The sequence below is a fragment of the Caballeronia sp. HLA56 genome (assembly GCF_054655155.1).
This window is the reverse complement of sequence record NZ_BAAHOB010000005.1, coordinates 2,562,043-2,578,109: the sequence shown is the minus strand read 5'-3', so window position 1 is coordinate 2,578,109 and position 16,067 is coordinate 2,562,043. Positions and strand designations below refer to the sequence as shown.

23 protein-coding genes are annotated in these 16,067 nt (G+C 57.8%); 20 read left to right on the top strand and 3 right to left on the bottom strand.

All coding sequences use genetic code 11. The annotated features are described in order from the left end of the window. Window position 1: 1 nt before the first annotated feature. Window positions 2–805 (top strand): ParB/RepB/Spo0J family partition protein, encoded by an 804-nt coding sequence (locus ACYQ47_RS31575; RefSeq protein ID WP_459908728.1) that lies wholly within the window; start codon window positions 2–4, stop codon window positions 803–805. A 437-nt stretch (window positions 806–1,242) separates the two neighbouring features. On the opposite strand, the gene ACYQ47_RS31570 is transcribed toward ACYQ47_RS31575, so the two are convergent. The 3 genes from ACYQ47_RS31570 to ACYQ47_RS31560 form a co-directional block, all read right to left on the bottom strand. Next, the gene (locus tag ACYQ47_RS31570) at window positions 1,243–1,545 is read right to left on the bottom strand and encodes a HigA family addiction module antitoxin (protein WP_459908726.1); all 303 of its coding nucleotides are present in this window, start codon (window positions 1,543–1,545) and stop codon (window positions 1,243–1,245) included. Between the two features lie 102 nt (window positions 1,546–1,647). After that, window positions 1,648–1,938 carry a helix-turn-helix domain-containing protein gene (locus ACYQ47_RS31565; protein ID WP_459908724.1) on the bottom strand — a complete coding sequence of 97 codons (291 nt, stop codon included), beginning with the start codon at window positions 1,936–1,938 and terminating at the stop codon, window positions 1,648–1,650. Between the two features lie 3 nt (window positions 1,939–1,941). Next, window positions 1,942–2,259, bottom strand: a complete 318-nt coding sequence (locus tag ACYQ47_RS31560) for a type II toxin-antitoxin system RelE/ParE family toxin (protein ID WP_459908723.1) — start codon at window positions 2,257–2,259, stop codon at window positions 1,942–1,944. A gap of 321 nt (window positions 2,260–2,580) precedes the next feature. On the opposite strand from ACYQ47_RS31560, the gene ACYQ47_RS31555 reads away from it, so the two are divergent. The 19 genes from ACYQ47_RS31555 to ACYQ47_RS31465 all read left to right on the top strand — a co-directional run bounded on the left by ACYQ47_RS31555 (window position 2,581) and on the right by ACYQ47_RS31465 (window position 16,061). After that, window positions 2,581–2,958 carry a hypothetical protein gene (locus ACYQ47_RS31555; protein ID WP_459908722.1) on the top strand — a complete coding sequence of 126 codons (378 nt, stop codon included), beginning with the start codon at window positions 2,581–2,583 and terminating at the stop codon, window positions 2,956–2,958. Further along, on the top strand, window positions 2,955–3,263 hold the full coding sequence (locus ACYQ47_RS31550) for a hypothetical protein (RefSeq protein WP_459908721.1): 309 nt from the start codon (window positions 2,955–2,957) through the stop codon (window positions 3,261–3,263). Before ACYQ47_RS31555 ends, ACYQ47_RS31550 begins: the two co-directional genes overlap by 4 nt. Then, window positions 3,260–4,363 carry a hypothetical protein gene (locus tag ACYQ47_RS31545; RefSeq protein WP_459908720.1) on the top strand — a complete coding sequence of 368 codons (1,104 nt, stop codon included), beginning with the start codon at window positions 3,260–3,262 and terminating at the stop codon, window positions 4,361–4,363. The genes ACYQ47_RS31550 and ACYQ47_RS31545 overlap by 4 nt, the downstream gene beginning before the upstream one ends. A gap of 42 nt (window positions 4,364–4,405) precedes the next feature. After that, window positions 4,406–4,846, top strand: a complete 441-nt coding sequence (locus ACYQ47_RS31540) for a hypothetical protein (protein ID WP_459908719.1) — start codon at window positions 4,406–4,408, stop codon at window positions 4,844–4,846. Beyond that, window positions 4,840–5,427, top strand: coding sequence for a hypothetical protein (locus ACYQ47_RS31535; protein ID WP_459908717.1), 588 nt, complete (start codon window positions 4,840–4,842; stop codon window positions 5,425–5,427). Before ACYQ47_RS31540 ends, ACYQ47_RS31535 begins: the two co-directional genes overlap by 7 nt. Window positions 5,428–5,824: 397 nt before the next feature. Then, entirely contained in the window at window positions 5,825–6,193 is a 369-nt protein-coding gene (locus ACYQ47_RS31530; RefSeq protein ID WP_459908715.1) for a hypothetical protein, read from the top strand. Further along, window positions 6,186–6,428 (top strand): hypothetical protein, encoded by a 243-nt coding sequence (locus ACYQ47_RS31525; protein ID WP_459908713.1) that lies wholly within the window; start codon window positions 6,186–6,188, stop codon window positions 6,426–6,428. The genes ACYQ47_RS31530 and ACYQ47_RS31525 overlap by 8 nt, the downstream gene beginning before the upstream one ends. A gap of 246 nt (window positions 6,429–6,674) precedes the next feature. Further along, window positions 6,675–7,130, top strand: a complete 456-nt coding sequence (locus tag ACYQ47_RS31520; protein WP_459908711.1) for a hypothetical protein — start codon at window positions 6,675–6,677, stop codon at window positions 7,128–7,130. Window positions 7,131–7,396: 266 nt separating this feature from the next. Next, complete coding sequence (locus ACYQ47_RS31515) at window positions 7,397–7,621, top strand: HNH endonuclease (RefSeq protein WP_459908709.1); 225 nt, start codon at window positions 7,397–7,399, stop codon at window positions 7,619–7,621. A gap of 229 nt (window positions 7,622–7,850) precedes the next feature. Continuing rightward, a complete protein-coding gene (locus ACYQ47_RS31510; RefSeq protein WP_459908707.1) occupies window positions 7,851–8,327 on the top strand; it encodes a terminase small subunit in 477 nt (158 codons plus the stop codon). 2 nt (window positions 8,328–8,329) lie between these two features. Then, window positions 8,330–10,042, top strand: coding sequence for a terminase large subunit (locus ACYQ47_RS31505; protein WP_459908705.1), 1,713 nt, complete (start codon window positions 8,330–8,332; stop codon window positions 10,040–10,042). A 185-nt stretch (window positions 10,043–10,227) separates the two neighbouring features. Further along, complete coding sequence (locus tag ACYQ47_RS31500; protein WP_459908703.1) at window positions 10,228–11,490, top strand: phage portal protein; 1,263 nt, start codon at window positions 10,228–10,230, stop codon at window positions 11,488–11,490. Next, on the top strand, window positions 11,487–12,446 hold the full coding sequence (locus ACYQ47_RS31495; protein ID WP_459908701.1) for a S49 family peptidase: 960 nt from the start codon (window positions 11,487–11,489) through the stop codon (window positions 12,444–12,446). Before ACYQ47_RS31500 ends, ACYQ47_RS31495 begins: the two co-directional genes overlap by 4 nt. 91 nt (window positions 12,447–12,537) lie before the next feature. Beyond that, a complete protein-coding gene (locus ACYQ47_RS31490; protein ID WP_459908699.1) occupies window positions 12,538–13,872 on the top strand; it encodes a phage major capsid protein in 1,335 nt (444 codons plus the stop codon). Between the two features lie 25 nt (window positions 13,873–13,897). Continuing rightward, window positions 13,898–14,467 (top strand): head-tail connector protein, encoded by a 570-nt coding sequence (locus ACYQ47_RS31485; protein ID WP_459908697.1) that lies wholly within the window; start codon window positions 13,898–13,900, stop codon window positions 14,465–14,467. Beyond that, window positions 14,467–14,790, top strand: coding sequence for a phage head closure protein (locus ACYQ47_RS31480; protein WP_459908695.1), 324 nt, complete (start codon window positions 14,467–14,469; stop codon window positions 14,788–14,790). Before ACYQ47_RS31485 ends, ACYQ47_RS31480 begins: the two co-directional genes overlap by 1 nt. Next, complete coding sequence (gene gp17 / locus ACYQ47_RS31475) at window positions 14,780–15,133, top strand: tail completion protein gp17 (RefSeq protein ID WP_459908693.1); 354 nt, start codon at window positions 14,780–14,782, stop codon at window positions 15,131–15,133. The genes ACYQ47_RS31480 and gp17 overlap by 11 nt, the downstream gene beginning before the upstream one ends. Window positions 15,134–15,199: 66 nt before the next feature. Continuing rightward, entirely contained in the window at window positions 15,200–15,694 is a 495-nt protein-coding gene (locus tag ACYQ47_RS31470) for a phage tail tube protein (RefSeq protein WP_459908691.1), read from the top strand. A 31-nt stretch (window positions 15,695–15,725) separates the two neighbouring features. Further along, complete coding sequence (locus tag ACYQ47_RS31465) at window positions 15,726–16,061, top strand: hypothetical protein (protein WP_459908689.1); 336 nt, start codon at window positions 15,726–15,728, stop codon at window positions 16,059–16,061. The last annotated feature ends 6 nt before the right edge of the window (window positions 16,062–16,067 follow it).

The window sequence follows — 16,067 nt, the reverse complement described above, 5'->3', positions numbered from 1 at the left end:
AATGGCAAAGAACTCAATCGACGCATATGGTGCGTCCGGAAAAACGAACCTTCTGTTCTTCGATCCGGATCGGCTAGTGCTAGTGACGGACGTTACATCGCCGCTCTATGACCCTCGTGTCGACTTGCCGGTGAATGAGGATCTTGCTCGGAACATTGATTTCCAAGGTGTGCTGCAGCCGATCTTGGTCGTCAAAAACACGGAGACCGGCGAAACCGAAGTCGCGGTGGGCAGGCAACGTACGAAGGCGGCGCGCCTAGTCAACGAGTGGCGGCGCGCTCGTGGTGAGAAGCCAATCCAGATCCCGGCGCAGGTGTACCGCGGAGAGCGGCGCACGACGCTGACTGCGATTATTGGTGAAAACGAGTTGCGAGAGGCAGACACGCCGCTCGGACGCGCCGAGAAAATGAGGCGGGTGATGGCGCTCGGATACAGCGAGGGCGAAGTCGCAACGATTTTCGGCTGCGGGCTCGGAACTGTTCGCGGTACGGTCGCGCTGCTTGACTGCTGCGCGGATGTCCGCAATGCGGTCGATAGCCTGCGGATCAATGTCACTCATGCGCGCCAGCTCTCCAAGCTCTCGCCCGATAAGCAACGTGAGAAAGTTCGAGAGCTTGTTGCGGCCGGTGAGCAGGTCGTTGGCCACGCACGCGCTCGTGCGCAACGGGCAGTAATCGGCGACGCAAAACCGAAGCTGCGCAGCCGCAAGGAGATCACACGCGAGCTTGAAGTGTCGTCGGGCGAACGCGCGGAAGCACTGCGTTGGGTGTTGGGCATGGAGCACGATGGTGAGGGCGGAGCATGACGGGCTCGATTCTCTCGCTTACACCTTCTGGGAGATTGAGCGCTCCCGGTCTTTTCGCAAAGCCCGTTTTCATGCGCCAGCCGCAGTTCGGAACGTTTAATCAGCGTATCTTGCGCAGACGTTGGCCAGCGCGACCCGGTGGTTCTGCAGCAGAACCCTTTTCTGACAGTGTCAGGCCGAGCCGTTCGCATAAGGCTGGAGGCAGCACTTCAGTCGCCGGCTTGAAATACATTGCGTCCGCCGCCGTCAGTTCACGGACTTCGCCGTCTCTGTCGGTCAAGGGGACGCGATTTGCCCAGGGCCGTTGGTCGATTAGATTCTGCCTCATTTGCTACCTACGTTATTCCATCCATTGCGACGGCTACGGCCCGCTACGGTTGCATCAGGCCGGTGTGAATCTCCGCAAGGCGCTCACTGTCTTCGACCAGGCGTTCGTCTCAGCATTGCGCTGGTTCGCGCGGTTCGACCTTACGGTCTATCTCGTCGCGCGTGGGCAGCGTCTTCAAGTCGTATGTTGCCTGAAGAGTCAGCCAGATCTCTGGTGTGGTGTTGAAGTAGCGTGCCAAGCGGTACGCAATGTCTGCGGAGATGCCGCGTCGCTCGTGCACGATGCCTTCGATGAGGTCGGCGGAGACGTGCAACGCGCTGGCAAGGGCGTTTGCATCCATGTCGAGTGGCACGAGGTAATCCTCGTGAAGGAACTCGCCCGGGTGAATGGGGCGCATTCGATTCGTGAACATACTACTTCTGCGTTAAATAGACAAAAAGCAATCCGCTCAGCGCTTTTGCGGTTGTTTCATGCTCAACTTGTAACTGCTGCTTTAAGACAGAGGCGTTCTCGCTCAGCTAGATTCAAGCTCTATGCGAGGCTGCAGACCAGCCCGCGCAGCCAACTTGACGAGCAAGTCGAGACTGAACTGGTTGATCTTTCCTCGCTTAATGTCAGACACACGCGCCTGCGTCGTGCCAAGCATTTCTGCGGCAGCAGCTTGCGTCATCTTCTGTTCCTGCAACCAAGTCGTGAGCCCTTGAAGCAAGACTGCGCGCATTTCGAGCTCTGCCGCTTCGCTTTCGTCGAACAGGTCATAGAAAACGCTTTTTCCTCGCGTCGTATGTTGGGTGCTGGATCGCATGGGTTACCTCTTAATCAGCTTGAATCGGGCTTCGGCCAAGCGCAGATCAGACAGGCTAGTGCGCTGAGTCTTCTTCTGAAACGCGTGAAGGACGTAGATGTGCCGTCCGATATTTGCAACATATATCACTCGAAATGCCCCGCTTTGCTCGGTGATTCGAATCTCGCGGACGCCTGGCCCAATGGTCGGCATCGGCTTCCAGTCGCTCGGTTCAAGTCCTCGCTGCAGCTTGTCGAGCTGGTAGCCCGCGTCGCGTCGCGCATTAACTGGGAAATCGCACAAGTCCGAATAGCTGCTGCCCTTCCAGATGATGTCTTTCATGTGAACAATTATGCAAATTCTAGCATAAATCGTCAAGAGGCTATCTTGACCGTTACGCGCGGCGCTGCCTATACTCGACCTATCACTGAGACAACAGTGGTCGGGTTTGACAGCTCGGAACTGACCAAGGCGGACGAACCGCCGCGAAAGCGGCTTTTTTTTCGTCCGCACGCTTATGCGCGCCTTCAATGGGCGGGCCTTGGCGGGGGAGCCCTCGGGCTCGCCGGTTCCCTTGGTCTCCGGTCTGTCAACCCTGTCATGTGCCCGCCCACCCTATTTGACAGTAGGGAGCGGGTTCTTAACCCGACCAAGGAGGCCGCTATGCGTGCCAATATCCCCGCTCGTCCTGAGCAAAGGCAATCTCCCCTCGAAATAATCAATGACGCTCTCCGTGCTGCCGCACTGGATCCAGAGCCCAACGGCGCGATCGACATTCTCGCGAGTGCGTTGCAGCGCCTGCAGCCTTCATCCGACAACTCTGGAGGCATTCGCGAAGAGTCTCTTTCTGCGTTGATCGTCGAGCTTCAGCATCTCCACGAACTGTTGAGCGTGATCGTTGAAAGTGCGCCGTCTGAAGAGACAGAACGCACGTTTCTCCTTGCGCAAATGGGACAGCAGATCACGGCGCGGTTGCTCGAACAGCTCGATACCCCTCGCGCAGTATCCGATGCGCTCGGTGGCCGAGGGGGTGCCGCATGAGTACGAAAAACATGCCCTGGTTTCGAATGTACACGGACTTCCTCAACGACCCGAAGATGATCGGTCTTGCGTTCGAGGACCAGCGTCACTTTATCGGGGTGCTGGCTCTGAAGGGTGAAGGCACGCCCGACAATGCTTGCTCGCCCGAACTGCTCACACGCATCGTAGCGCAGCGCCTTTGGATCGATCACGCGATCATCGGCGATGTGAAGAAGCGTTTGATCGGCGCTGGCTTGATCGATCAAAACTGGCAGCCATTAAGGTGGGATCGGCCCGATCTCCCTTGCGAGGAGGCAAGCCGATGAGCGGGTACGCATATCAATGGGCGAAGCGTCAACTCGTAGGCGATTCTGCGGCAAAGTCGCTGTTGAAAACTTACGGAAGCTGGGCTTCCGAAGATTATTCGACGTGGGTAACGAACGAGGAACTGCTGCTCGACACGGAGCTGAATATTCAGACCATCCGACGTGCACGGAGCAGGCTCATCGAGCTTGGCTACCTGATCGAGACGGACAAGCGCCTAGGTCGCACGCAAAGCATCGTCATCTATCAGATGCTCGCACCCTCTGGCACAACTATCGTGCAGAGCGTCGATCCGCGCAGCGGCGAGACCCACTCGTTGAGTCCGCCGACGCTCGAAGAATACCTTGGGAAGAAGGGAGAAAAACCAAGCCCCTCCAAATCTCGTCGCACTAAGAGGGGTGAGATTTCAAGCCGCTCCAAATATGAAGGGGCTCGAAATTTCACTTCAAGCCCCTCCAAATCCCACGTTGAAGGGGGTGAAATTTCACCCGAAGCCCCTCCAAATTTGGACACCAAGATAGCTTTAGAAGAACAAGAGAAGAACTTAGATCAGCAACCCGCGCGACGTGCGTCGCGAGTTGCGTCGCATCAACAGATTCGAGAATTCAAGTTGCCAGATGGCATCTCCACCGATGTCTGGTCGATGTGGTGCGAACACCGCGAGGCGAAAGCCCGGGATGCGCCGTGGACGCGCGCAGCGGCTGCGGTGTCGGTCAAACGTTTGCTTTCGCTGGCGGCCGAAGGTCAGTCGCCTGAGGTAACGGTCGAGGAGGCCGTTCTCCGCGGATGGACGGGCCTATTCCCGGTGAGAGTGCAGACAGTGACGCCCTTGCCGTCAGATTGCGCGCAGACATTTGCAGCGGACTGGTGGCGCACGTCGAGTGGCATCGAAGCGCGAGGCAAGCAGCTCGGTGTGAGGCAGGGCGAGAACGAGGCATTCATGCGCTTCAAGGCTCGCGTGTTCAAGGTGGCCGGTCCGGGCGAGTGGATGGAAGACATGCTACGCATCGTAGGTCGCGAGAGCGAGGAGCGATACGAGCAGCTTTACGCGTACTTCAACGATGTTCCGCGGGACAGGAACGGCAACACGGAGGCGGCATGAGCACCTGTCGCAGCTGTGAACCCGTCACCGAGATGGGTAGTCATGAGCGTGTGCGTTGCTTGGGCTTTCGCAATTGCGCATGCCTACCGCACTGGCAATCCCTCTCCGGTCACTCAGCATGCCGTTTCAATCCGTTCGTTGGAGTTAGAAGTCGTGAACGCAAAAAAGCTTGCCCGAGCAGTCTTTTTCGATATGTTGCTCGCCGTGTGTTTGTATCTGTGGATAAGAGGCGGTCACTCGCTGGCGCGGGATGTAGCGATCGCCTACCTCTGCGTCATCGCCGAAATCATGTGGATCGCTGCTTTCCTCGTGCCTGCAAAGGACTACGAGCAAGGCTATCCCGTGAATGCTTTCTACGACTTCGTGTCGACGACGGCCATTCTGGGCATCCTCGCTTGGCAGCGCGAGTTCATCGTCGCGACGCTTCTTGGCGTCCCGTATTTGCTCACCTTGATAAAGAGGGAGGTGGGAGCGGCATGGTAAAGCGCTCGTCATCGTGGCCGGTGCATGTGCCGGCCGGAACGAAGACCATTGGCACGGCGCGCGTTCGCGAGGACCTCACGGTTGGACGTGACTCGCAGCAGCGAGCTCTGTCAAGGAAGTTCGGTACGCAGCCCAACAGCGAGGTCGACGAGATCATGTCTTGCACCGATTCAGTTGTTTCGCCTGCACCGGCGGCGCGCGAGACGAAATCGCAGCGAGAGGCCGCAACGATGCGACTGCGAGCGCTAGGACGTCTGCGCGATGGCGAGCGAAACGCAACCGAGCGTCGTTACGAGGCGTATCTTGAAAAGCAGCGGCGGGCAGGCGAGATCCAATGGTACTTGTTTGAAGGGATCAAGCTGAAGCTTGCGCCGAGAACTTTTCTGACTGTCGACTACGCGGTGCTTCCCGCTTCAGGGTTGTTAGAGATGCACGACGTGAAGGGTGCGCGCGCCATCTTCAGCGATGACGCCAAGGTCAAGATGAAGGTCGCCGCATGGATCTTTCCCTTCGTATTTAAGGTGGCATATCCGCGAAAGGCGCGCGACGGCGGCGGTTGGGACGTAGAGGAGATTCGGTGATCAACTCGCGACTTAAGCCGTCGCCATTAGAAAGACGGCAGACCGGTTGACCACCCTGCGGCGCACGGCGATAAAGCGGCGTATCAAGAAGCCGACGGTGGCCGAAAGTTCGAAGTATCTCGCTGCATGCTGCTGCGAATTATGCTGGATTCGGCTTGCGGGAGTCTGCCTTCGCGTCAGCGTCGGTCGTGACCTGCCACTCAAACCAACGCAAGCACGGCAAGGGAATGGGGCTCAAGGCGAAGCACGAGTTCACTGTAACAGGCTGCCACGCCTGTCATGCGTGGATCGATCAAGGGTCGGCGGCGCGCGAGGTGAAGTTTGCAACGTGGGACCGCGCATTTGCGCGATCAGAGCGAGTGCGCGCTGTAAAAATGGGTTTGAAAGAGGAAAGCGCATGAAGATGATGCAGCCGATGGTATTAACGGTACAGATCCCCGTAGTCGGTCTTGTGACTGAGAGGGGAATGCGCGGACGATTCACGTATATGACGAGCAAGACGCCAATAGAAACGATGGTGCATGGTTTGCGCCGTGTGCGGCACCGTGATCACGGCGGTGAGGAATACAAGGCCAAGGCGCTGGCGTTCATTCCCGTGGGATACCGCGGCTCGATTCCTAGATCTGATTGGGTCAATCACGAATACGCATGGGTCGATTGCCTTTATGCGAGTAACTGGAAGTCGCTTGAGGCGTTTCGCGATAGCGGCGATCGCACATGGATGGCGCCGGACGCGCGACATCAACAAGGGCCAACGCATGATTAACATCCACACCGGATGTACAAACACGCAAACCCACCGCGCGATACTGCATGCAGAGCAGATCAAGCACATCCTCGCGGATCACGTGTGTAACGCCGCCGGCGTTCCCCACGCGGGCGATGGCACGAGCGTCGTTGTGCAACTTAGCAGCCGGATGGGAAGCTGCGGAACAGAGTACGAAGCCGTCGTCACCATCACGGTCGATTTCGAGAAGCTGCCGGGTGCAAGGCGAGAATGAGCGCGTTCACCTACATACAGATGTCTGATCTCCCGGGGCCAATTTTGCTGATGGCCGTCCGACGCGTTGATTGCGGGCAACGTTGGATCTCATTTCCGGGTTGTCCTTTCGCAGGGATCGAGGAGGAGGGTGAGGTCCAGTTGCCGTATCCTCGCAATCGCGAATTGCGCGAGCAATTAGTCGCTTGGCTAGATCACTGGAACATTTCTTACGGCGTTGAGCAATAGCGAAATTAGTGGAGAGGCTATGAGTGAACAAGGCTTGAATGAAGATGCGCGAAACGCCGCTGACGACAAGACTCATCGGTGGGTTGCCTGGTGCCTGACGCGACGCATTTTCGCGCCGTACGTGAAGTCCAACATGCTTGCACGTCTTCAACCTACGCGGCGGGCAGTAGCGCAGGAGCCGGACTCGTTCTTGGATCCTGAGATGCCGTTTTTCAATATGGCAATTCATGCACTATGCGAACAAGGCGATTACGCGCACGACGCTGAGTGCTTCCTTGGAATCTACTGGTATAACGCGAACATTAAGGCTTTGGCACGCGCGCAAAACTGTGCGCGTGGCACGATCTATAACCGTGCCCGGCGGTTTGCGGCACGTGCCGAATCGCTTAGCAAATCAATCCGCCGGGCAAGTAAGAGCTTCATGTCCGAACAGTGTTCAAGAATTATTGAACAAAATAGTTCTACTGCTGATTGAACACTTTGATATAAAATCGGCTTCTAATCGATAGGCTGCATCACTGTCTTTAAAGCCCGCATGGCTCAAACCATACGGGCTTTTGCATTGGTGCAGGTTTTGCGCGTTAGCCTCGTTCGAGGCTAGTTTATCGATCACTCTGTTGTAACCTGCGAATGTCCAAGCTGCGAATGCTCAAGCCTCGACTGGCCAATGCGAAGGCGAGTCGGCTGGCCGTGCTGCATGCAAAAGCCGGATCCACGCCGCGCGTTCGTGGGCGCAGATGGATGACGACTCGCAAGCGCATTGCCTTGCGTGACAGCTTCTGCTGCGCGCATTGTGGTCAAGTCTGGATCGACCGCATCGATCACGTCGATCATCGGGTTCCCCTTGAGGCGGGCGGCAGCAACGACGATGCGAACCTGCAATTGCTGTGCACGGATTGCCATGCGCGTAAGACCGCAGCAGAAGCCGCAGAACGCTTCGGACAGCGTCCGTGCATAGGGCGCTAGGGGGAGGGGGTATCTAACGTCTGGGGACTTTCCGACGCGGACACAGACCGTTCTCTCACGCGCAGAAAAAATCTCCCTTCAACAAAAAATGTTAAAGCCTTTAACATGGCCCTAATTAACTAAACACCTTTACTGGCGGGGCTTTGAGCGAATTCGGCAAATGTTAAAGCGGTGTTAAAGATGTTAAAGGGATGTTAAAGCAAGACCAACGATTTGGAGGGGTTGATTTGTGGCGCTAACCAGCAAAAAGCGGCTGTTCGCCGACGCTGTGTTGGCGGGTAAGTCGAATAAGGAAGCGGCGGTTCTCGCCGGCTACAGCGTGAACACAGCGTCGGCTGCCGGGGCACGACTTGCCAAGGATAAGGACGTGGTGCTTTATCTCGCCGTCGCTCGCATCGCCAGTGATTCGAAGTTGCCAGAGAGTGAAGCACCCGTGCGCGACGAAGATCAGCAGTCTGAGTTCGATCTCGCGGCAGTGATGAACTTTCGTGACCCCAAGGCATTCTTGATTGCAGCGATGAATGACCAGGAAACGGAGAAGAAGCTACGTGTGGACGCCGCAAAGGCACTCATGCCTTTCGTGCATCACAAGCTCGGCGAAGGCGGTAAAAAAGAGCAGCGTGACGAGGCAGCGAAGAAGGTCGCGAGCAAATTTGCACCTGCGCCGCCGCCGAAGCTCGTGGCTGCGGGCGGCAAGAAGGTGTGAGCATGGAATGGACGACAGCCTGTCCTGATTGGGAAGCCCGTTTAATAGAGGGGCGATCGATCATTCCGGCTCCGATCTTTCGCGATGAGGCCGCTCAGGCGCTGGCGATCTTCAAGGAGCTGCGCGTTGTCGATCTGCCCGGCAAGCCCACGTTCGGCGAATGCAGCGAGCAATGGGTGTTCGATTTCGTCTCGGCGATCTTCGGCGCGTACGACGCCGAGAGTGGCAATCAGTTAATCCGTGAGTTCTTCCTGTTAATCAGCAAAAAGAACACTAAGTCGACGATTGCCGCCGGGATCATGCTGACGGCAGTCATCCGTTGCTGGCGCGAAGAGGAAGAGCATTTGATTCTGGCACCGACGAAGGAAGTCGCCGACAACAGCTTCAAACCGGCTGCCGGGATGATTCGCGCTGACGATGAATTGGCCGCACTGTTTCATGTGCAAGACCACGTTCGAACCATCACGCATCGCGTGACACGCGCGTCGCTGAAGGTCGTTGCAGCCGATACCGACACGGTCTCCGGCAAGAAATCAGGGCGGATCCTGATCGACGAGCACTGGCTCTTTGGCAAGAAATCGAACGCCGAAAGCATGTTCATGGAAGCGACGGGCGGTCAGATCTCGCGTGATGAAGGATGGGTCGTGATCTTGACGACGCAGAGCGACCAGCCGCCGGCAGGCGTTTTCCGCGAAAAGCTGAACTACTACCGCGAAGTACGCGACGGCAAGATAGTCGATCGCAAGTCGCTCGGCGTGCTCTACGAGTTTCCGGCAAAACTACTCACGTCGAAAGGTTACCTCGACCCGGCCAACTTCTACGTCACGAATCCGAATATCGGTCGCTCAGTGAGCGCTGAGTGGCTTGAAGATCAACTCCGCAAGATCCAGCACAAGACGGATGGCAGTTTTCAGCAGTTCGTGGCAAAGCACTTGAATGTCGAGATCGGCCTGAACCTGCGTTCTGATCGGTGGGCAGGTGCAGATTTCTGGGAAAGTGCAGGACGAGCCCCGCTCACCACACTCGAGGATGTGATCAAGAAAAGCGAGGTGATCGATGTCGGTATTGATGGCGGCGGGCTCGATGACTTGCTTGGACTTGCGGTACTTGGCCGAGAGAAAGACACGCGTAACTGGCTTGCATGGACGCACGCCTGGGCGCATCCGTCAGTCCTTGAGCGTCGAAAGGAGATTGCCTCGCGCTTGCGCGATTTCGAAGGCGATGGTGACTTGACGATGGTGGCGCAGATCGGCGACGACGTTCGGGACGTCGCCGACATCGTTTCGACAATCTATCACGCTGGGCTGCTTGACAAGGTCGGGGCGGACCCGGCCGGCATAGGCAGCGTGCTCGATGCGCTGGCTGAGGTGGGTATCCCAGAAGACAAGGTGATAGGCATCTCACAGGGCTGGAAGCTGTCAGGCGCAATTAAGACGGCAGAGCGGCGTCTTGCTGTTGCGAGCGGCTTTAAGGCAGATGCACAGGGTCCGACGCCTGATGGCGTGCTGATCCACGGCGCTCAGCCACTTATGGCGTGGTGTGTGGGGAATGCGCGCGTCGTGCCTGTTGGCAACGCCGTGAATATCACGAAGCAGGCTAGCGGCATAGGGAAGATCGACCCGTTGATGGCGCTATTCAACGCCGTGACGCTCATGGCGCTCAATCCTATGGCGCTCGCTGGCGGCTCAGTTTATGACCAAGGGGTAGGCGTTTGAATTTGATCAGTATCGCTGGATGGGTTGCTGGCCTGCTCGGGTTCAGTCTGTTGGTCACGGGGATCGCGCTCATCAGCGTGCCGGCGGGAATGATCGCTGCGGGTGTGTTGCTGTTGGTTTGGGCCTTTCTGGCGGACCGTGCTGCGGCGCGATTGGCGCTTGCAACGCCGGCTAAGGAATAACCCATGTTCTTCAGCAAGCAGTTGCTATCTCGCCTTGGATCTAGTCAAAGTGGGCCAGGCGGATGGGTATCTGCCTTGCTCGGCAGCATGCGCTCCGAATCTGGGCAAACTGTCACGACAACGAGCGCACTGTCGCTTACCGTTTTGCAGAATTGCGTCTCGTTGCTCGCAGAGAGCGTCGCGCAGTTGCCCATTGAGCTGTATGCGCGTTCGGGAGACGACAGGACCCCGGCGGTTGATCACCCTTTGTATTCCATCCTGAAGCATCAACCCAACACATGGCAGACGCCATTTGAGTTCGAAGAACAGTCGCAGCTCGCACTTGCGCTTCGTGGCAACAGCTTTAGCTACGTTGAGCGTGATCGATGCGGTGTCGTTTGCGGCCTTTATCCGCTCAACGATCGGACCGTTTTAATTCAGAGAAGCCCGGAAGCGCCGGAGCCGTTTTATTGTGTCCCAGGTATCGGGACATTGCCGCAGCGTCTCGTTCATCACGTGCGATGGATGTCGCTCGACAGTTATACGGGCCTATCACCGATCATGTTGCACGCGAACGCGATTGGACATGCGCAAGCCGTCCAGCAGTACGCGGGGAAGTCTTTCATGAATGGTACGGCGTTATCAGGGGTCATCGAGCGCCCCAGCACGAGCGCACCACTGAAAGATCAGGCAAGCGTTGATCGGATCACGGACGGCTGGAACGCCAAGTTCGGTGGATCGGGAAATGCCAAGAAGGTTGCGCTTTTGCAGGAGGGAATGACCTTCCGGCCGCTGTCGATGACAAACGTCGATGCCGCGCTCATCGACGCGCTGCGTCTGTCCGCACTGGATATCGCGCGCATCTACAAGATCCCGGCGCACATGGTGAACGAGCTTGAGCGGGCCACCTTCAGCAACATCGAGCATCAGGAGATCCAGTTCGTGATCTATACGCTGTTGCCGTGGGTGAAGCGTCACGAGCAAGCGAAAACCCGTGATCTTTTGTTGCCCTCCGAGCGCAAGCAGTATTTCATCGAGTACAACCTCTCGGGGTTATTACGCGGCGATCAGGGCTCGCGGTATGCGGCCTACGCGGTGGGGCGCCAGTGGGGCTGGCTGTCCATCAACGATATTCGTCGGTTGGAGAACATGCCGCCGGTAAACGGCGGCGATATCTATCTGAGTCCACTCAACATGGTGGACGCATCCAAGCCGTTGTCCGTGCCGCCAGAAAGCGCCAAGCCTAGCAAGGCTCAACTCGAAGACGTTCAAAGGATCCTGTCGTGAAGCCACATATCAGACTCGCCAATCTGATCTTCAATCAGCCGCAGCTCGTCAGCGACCAGATGATGTCGTTGGCCGTGCAATGGGCTAATCAAGCCTTGCACTTGAATATCGTCAATTTGACGGTGAATGGAACGCAGCCGCAGGTCATCGACGATGATGACGTCGGCAGTGGCCTGCAGATGGCCTCAGCGTCCGCGCGCCGGCGCGCGGTAGTGGCGGACACGGGCCTGGACATCATTCCGGTGGCCGGCATCCTCGTATCGCGCTCGGCGCACATCAATCCGTGCGAGCCGATGACCAGCTACGAGGGCTTGCGCGCTTCGATCAGCCAAGCGGTTGCGGATCCGGCAGTCGAGCACATCATTCTTGATGTGGATAGCAATGGGGGCAGTGCGACCGGGGCGTTCGAGCTTGCCGATGACATCCGTGCGGCCACGAAACAGAAGCCGATTACCGCAATCGTTAATTTCTCAGCGTTCTCGGGTGGTTATCTGATTGCAGCCGCAGCGTCTAACGTGATCGTCAGTCAGACTTCGGGCGTGGGTTCGATCGGCGTGATCGCGAAGCATCTTGATGTATCCAAGCGCGACGAGCAGCAAGGTATCAAGGTGACATCGGTGTTTGCCGGCGATCGCAAGAATGATCTCACGCCGCATGAGCCGCTGAGCGACCAGTCGCTGGAGCGCCTAACAAGCGTCGTGCAAACCAGATATGCGCAGTTTGTCGACGCGATCGCGCAATTCCGAGGACTTACCACGCAGGCGGTCAAGGAAACTCAGGCGGGCGTTTATCACGGCCAGGATGGGGTAAGCGCAGGGCTGGCCGATAGCGTCGAGACGCCTCAGGCAGCAGTGAATCGGATTGCAGCTGAAATTGCTACCTCGCGCACGCGGCGCAAGCGAAGCCCAAGCGTGGCTGCTCGGGCCGCGGCAATGAATATGCGAAACAATTATTGAATGTGCCTTGCCCCCGGACCGCATTTGAGCGTGTTCGCGTTTTGAGTCGAGTGGTGCCGCCTTCGGGCGGTTTTTTTTTGGAGAAACGAACTTGAATATCAATGAACTTCGCCGCGAACGCGCAAATATCAATCAGCAGGTGCAGGCGCTGGCGGCGATCGAAGCGGCCGGCACCGCGCTGTCGGCCGAGCAGCACGCCGAATTTGCAACGCTGAGCACGAAATTCAGTGAGCTCACTGGACAGATCGAGCGAGCTGAGGCGGCTGAGCGCATAGCCGCGGCGGCGGCCGTTTCTGTGGACCCGACGCCGGCCGCGATTGCTGCGCCCTTGGTGCCGAGCATCCCAGCGCAACCGAAGGTGCCAGAGGTGAAAGGTGCCAAGATGGCGCGCATGGTACGTGCGCTGGCGGCGGCGCGCGGTGATGCGCAACTCGCCTCAAGGCTGGCAATCAAGCGTGGCTTCGGCGAAGAGGTCGCGATGTCGCTGAACACGCTCACGTCGAGCGCGGGCGGGGTGCTGGTGCCAACAAACCTTTCGAGCGAGGTGATCGAGCTGCTGCGGCCTAAATCTGTTGTCCGTAGGCTAGGGGCACGCACGCTGCCGCTCTCGAACGGCAACATCACGATCCCGCGGCTCAAGGGTGGCGCGGTCGTCGGCTACATCGGGTCCGACAGCGATATCGGCGTGACGGAACAATCGTTTGATGACCTGAAGCTGACGGCGAAAAAACTCGCTGCGCTGGTGCCGATCTCCAACGATCTCATCAAGTACGCGGGCGTGAATCCGAATATCGACCAAATCGTCGTTGGTGATCTCACGAGCGCGATTGGTGCGCGCGAAGACAAGGCGTTCATTCGCGACAATGGCGAGGCAAACACGCCGAAGGGGCTTCTGCATTGGGCCATCGCCCCCAACAAGATCGCAGCAAGCGATGGTTCGACGATTCACAATGTCGAGACCGATCTGAACAAGGCGATTCTCGCGCTCGAAGGCGCCGACGCGAACATGATCTCGCCCGGCTGGATCATGGCGCCGCGTGTGTTCCGCTTCCTGTCGAGCATGCGTGATGGTAATGGCAACAAGGTCTATCCGGAGCTCGACAGCGGCATGCTCAAGGGGTATCCGGTCGGTCGGACCACGCAAGTTCCCGTGAAGCTTGGTAAGGAAGAGAAAGAATCGGAGATCTACTTCGTGGACTTCGGCGACGTGTTCATCGGCGAGGAAGAGACGCTTGAAATCGACTACAGCAAAGAGGCTACATACAAGGACTCGGATGGCAATGTGATCAGCGCTTTCCAGCGAGACCAGACGCTCATTCGTGTGATCGCGAAGAATGACTTCGGGCCCCGTCACGTGGAGTCAATCGCAATGCTCATCGGTGTACGCTGGGGCGCCGACGTAAAACCCGTAACGAGCCGGGCGTGATGGGTCGCCAGAGAAGGTGACGGTGATGGCGGCTGTTCTTGTTGAGTATCTAGACGACGCCGAGCCGTTGACGTTCAACGAGGTCGCCGCGCAGTGTCGCCTCGATGACGATGAAGACGAACGCGAATTTATCGAGCAAATCGTGATCCCAGGTGCGCGCCAGGCGGCCGAGAGCAAGTCCGGTGCGGCTATTCGGAAGGCGCGCTATGTTGAGCGTCTTGCCGCTTTCCCGCCAGGCGCTTTCTCTTTGTCGGTCGGGCAGGTTTTATCCGTCGACAGTTTTGCGTTTCGTTCTGCATGCGGCGAATCGACGACGCTCGCCACGAGCACGTATGAGCTCGTGCAGCTCGGTCGCGAATCATTACTTGCGCCGCTAAATGGAAGCCAGTGGCCTGATGCTATGGCCTTGACGATCACCTATCAGGCCGGCATCGATCTGTCTCGTTATCCCTCCGTGCGTTCATGGATGCTGCTTGCTGCTGCCTGGGCGTATGACCATCGCGAACTGTTTGCGCGAGGCCAAGCAGTCATGGCGATGCCGGGCGGCTATGCCGACGTATTGCTCGCACCCATCTGCGTGCCAACGAGGTTCTGATGGAGGCAGGTCGATTGACCCGTCACGCGCTCATTGAGCGTCGTGTCGTGGATCCGGATGCCGAGTCGATCGCGTGGGAATGGGTTGCCGATCGGAAAGCGTCTGTGCGCATGCTAAGCGGCAAAGAGATCATCGCGGCGGATGCGCCTGTAAGTACGGTTCGAGCCAGCGTTCGCATTCGATATCGCAAGGCGCTGCGCAAGACTTTGCGTGCAGGCATGCGCGTCACGGTTGACGACTTGGTCATGCGTATCGAAGCGGTGCAGCCCGATCTCGCGCGGCGCGAGCACATTGACCTTGTGTGTGTCTTCGATGAACGCTGAGCAGCTTATTCGCAAGGCACTGGCGCATCTAGCGGACGGCCACGTATTTCCGGATGTCGCTGACCAAGACGTGCGTCCTCCTTGGATCGTTTATCAAGTAGCAGGGGGCAAGATCGAGGTTGGCCTGAGCGGCGCGGCATTCGACAAGTACTACGCGCGTGTGCAGATCGCGGTGTGGCACACGACCGCTCAAGGTCGATCGTCCTTGATGCGACAGGTCGTTCGCGCGCTGGTGGTTCCGGCAGTGGGTGCGACTGCGCTCGGCGCGCCCACGGAAGTCTTTGAGCGCGAGACGCGCCTTTACGGCAGTCGCCTTGACGTGAGCATCTGGAGCGAGCTGTAGCGAGCCAGTGGAATCTTTAAGTGGCTCGAGAGTGGCTTTTTAGTGTTGCAAAGGAGGATCAAAGGAATGGCAGAAACGCGAACACAGCAAGAGGACAAAAAGCTTAATCAGGCTACGACTCCCGGGGCACCGGACAGCTCGAGCGCTGTGCCATCGCAGGGCACGAAGCTGGAATACAGGAAGCAAGACGAGGATGACAGCAAGTTTGCTGAAGTCGCCAATTTCACCGACATCTCAAGCTTTACGGGTTCGGCGAACTTGGTTGACGTGACGCGGCTTAATAGCAAAGGCCGCGAAAAGAAGCGCGGCATGCAGGATTGGGGGCAGGTGACGATTGCGTTGCACGTCAACATGAAAGATCTGTCGCATCAGGCATTGTTCAATGCCAGAAAGGACGGATCCATCCTGAAATTCAAGCTCACGCTGTCGGACAGGACGGTCATTACATTCGATGCGCACGTCAAAGATTTCCCGATTGCCGCGAAAATTGATCAGATGCTCGCCAGCTCAGTCAATCTTGAAGTGAGCGGTGACTTGGAAGTCAGCTTCCCCCATTCCTAAACAATCAGCCGGCGCGAGCCGGTAGACACCCATGAAGAGAGAACACATTCTGGCGGCCTTTGCGCCGCTGATCGTTGAAGAACCCGTGAAGGCCCTGGATGGCGCGTTGATCCGCTTTCGCGAGCTGTCGGGGGCCGCGCGCGACGCACTGTACGACGGCGTAAAGAGCGGCACAGGCAATAGCGGGTTTGAGGCGTCGTTGATTGCGGCGACTGTCGTTGACGACGATGGCCAAGCGCTGTTCAGCGCCGAAGACGTGAACGCGTTGCGCGCGGGTCGTGCGCCGTTGCTTGAGGAACTCGCACAGATTGCCATGCGCCTGAACGCGCTCGGTCAGCGCGCGCAGGAGCAAACCTCAAAAAACTGAAGGCCG

Bases quoted from the DNA above. Each gene is read 5' to 3' on its own strand.
- ACYQ47_RS31575 (WP_459908728.1), top strand. From the start codon at position 2: ATGGCAAAGAACTCAATCGACGCATATGGTGCGTCCGGAAAAACGAAC.
- ACYQ47_RS31570 (WP_459908726.1), bottom strand. From the start codon at position 1,545: ATGTTCACGAATCGAATGCGCCCCATTCACCCGGGCGAGTTCCTTCAC.
- ACYQ47_RS31565 (WP_459908724.1), bottom strand. From the start codon at position 1,938: ATGCGATCCAGCACCCAACATACGACGCGAGGAAAAAGCGTTTTCTAT.
- ACYQ47_RS31560 (WP_459908723.1), bottom strand. From the start codon at position 2,259: ATGAAAGACATCATCTGGAAGGGCAGCAGCTATTCGGACTTGTGCGAT.
- ACYQ47_RS31555 (WP_459908722.1), top strand. From the start codon at position 2,581: ATGCGTGCCAATATCCCCGCTCGTCCTGAGCAAAGGCAATCTCCCCTC.
- ACYQ47_RS31550 (WP_459908721.1), top strand. From the start codon at position 2,955: ATGAGTACGAAAAACATGCCCTGGTTTCGAATGTACACGGACTTCCTC.
- ACYQ47_RS31545 (WP_459908720.1), top strand. From the start codon at position 3,260: ATGAGCGGGTACGCATATCAATGGGCGAAGCGTCAACTCGTAGGCGAT.
- ACYQ47_RS31540 (WP_459908719.1), top strand. From the start codon at position 4,406: ATGAGCGTGTGCGTTGCTTGGGCTTTCGCAATTGCGCATGCCTACCGC.
- ACYQ47_RS31535 (WP_459908717.1), top strand. From the start codon at position 4,840: ATGGTAAAGCGCTCGTCATCGTGGCCGGTGCATGTGCCGGCCGGAACG.
- ACYQ47_RS31530 (WP_459908715.1), top strand. From the start codon at position 5,825: ATGAAGATGATGCAGCCGATGGTATTAACGGTACAGATCCCCGTAGTC.
- ACYQ47_RS31525 (WP_459908713.1), top strand. From the start codon at position 6,186: ATGATTAACATCCACACCGGATGTACAAACACGCAAACCCACCGCGCG.
- ACYQ47_RS31520 (WP_459908711.1), top strand. From the start codon at position 6,675: ATGAGTGAACAAGGCTTGAATGAAGATGCGCGAAACGCCGCTGACGAC.
- ACYQ47_RS31515 (WP_459908709.1), top strand. From the start codon at position 7,397: ATGACGACTCGCAAGCGCATTGCCTTGCGTGACAGCTTCTGCTGCGCG.
- ACYQ47_RS31505 (WP_459908705.1), top strand. From the start codon at position 8,330: ATGGAATGGACGACAGCCTGTCCTGATTGGGAAGCCCGTTTAATAGAG.
- ACYQ47_RS31500 (WP_459908703.1), top strand. From the start codon at position 10,228: ATGTTCTTCAGCAAGCAGTTGCTATCTCGCCTTGGATCTAGTCAAAGT.
- ACYQ47_RS31485 (WP_459908697.1), top strand. From the start codon at position 13,898: ATGGCGGCTGTTCTTGTTGAGTATCTAGACGACGCCGAGCCGTTGACG.
- ACYQ47_RS31480 (WP_459908695.1), top strand. From the start codon at position 14,467: ATGGAGGCAGGTCGATTGACCCGTCACGCGCTCATTGAGCGTCGTGTC.
- gp17 (WP_459908693.1), top strand. From the start codon at position 14,780: ATGAACGCTGAGCAGCTTATTCGCAAGGCACTGGCGCATCTAGCGGAC.
- ACYQ47_RS31470 (WP_459908691.1), top strand. From the start codon at position 15,200: ATGGCAGAAACGCGAACACAGCAAGAGGACAAAAAGCTTAATCAGGCT.
- ACYQ47_RS31465 (WP_459908689.1), top strand. From the start codon at position 15,726: ATGAAGAGAGAACACATTCTGGCGGCCTTTGCGCCGCTGATCGTTGAA.